The following is an 855-nucleotide window of genomic DNA, read 5'->3' on the forward strand; positions in this document are numbered from 1 at the left end:
ATTTCTGAGTATTTTTTGTATCTTTACCATGTGTTTTTATTTTAGATTCCCCCCGTTTTGGCTGTCAAACCGGTTTTTTGGGGGGAATGCTTAAAGATACAAAAAAGGCAACTAATTCGCAATGAAGTAGTTGCCTTAAATTTTATTATTTTAGGAATATCCCTAGGAATATCCCTATGTATGAATGGCTCATGATTATTATTAATAATCAATTATCATGAACAGATATATTGGTAATATTAAAGTTATTTATACAGCTAAATCCAAAGGCAAGTCACTGATATCTTTCAACCGTTTTCCCTGAATCAAGATGTTCAATAATTCAATAGAATCCTCTGCATGGGTATCATGAACCGCTTTGATGAGCTCATACAAAGCAAAATGATAAATACAGTCAATATCTCCTGTGCCTAAAGCTAATGATGCCAATCGTGCGGGCATTGGTTCTCCTGTTACCACAACAATGTGCGGTAAGTGCCCTTTTCTGTTCCTTATCAATCCGAGAGCTTCTGTCCGGCTGTTTTGTGCACGATCGCTACGCATCGTCCATTTGGCTGAAATAGAAGCATGAAGAATGGGTAACCCGCCATTACTTTTTCGTATATCGGCAAGATTACACACGGAATCATCAATAATATCAGTTTTCTCATTTATCATATCATCCGTCTCTGTCTCTCGATAAATAACCACATCCGGTGCTACCATATAATCGTTACCCATGCTAGCGGCAAGTCGAGCATCGCTTTTGGTCAGCAGGCTGAGGTATTCCAAATGTTCGTATTGAGCAAAACTACTTGTTTTGACGGAGTTACGGTTACCCAGTTTGGAGATATGCCATTTTCCCGGACGTAAATT

At 38.5% G+C, this 855-nt stretch carries 1 protein-coding gene; it reads right to left on the reverse strand.

Annotated elements, in window-relative coordinates; all coding sequences use genetic code 11:
- Positions 1–249: 249 nt before the first annotated feature.
- Positions 250–855, reverse strand: a 606-nt coding sequence (locus BACFIN_RS02030) for an NgoMIV family type II restriction endonuclease (protein WP_007757573.1), incomplete at its 5' end; no start/stop codon positions are given.

The organism is Bacteroides finegoldii DSM 17565 (assembly GCF_000156195.1).
Lineage (GTDB): Bacteria > Bacteroidota > Bacteroidia > Bacteroidales > Bacteroidaceae > Bacteroides > Bacteroides finegoldii.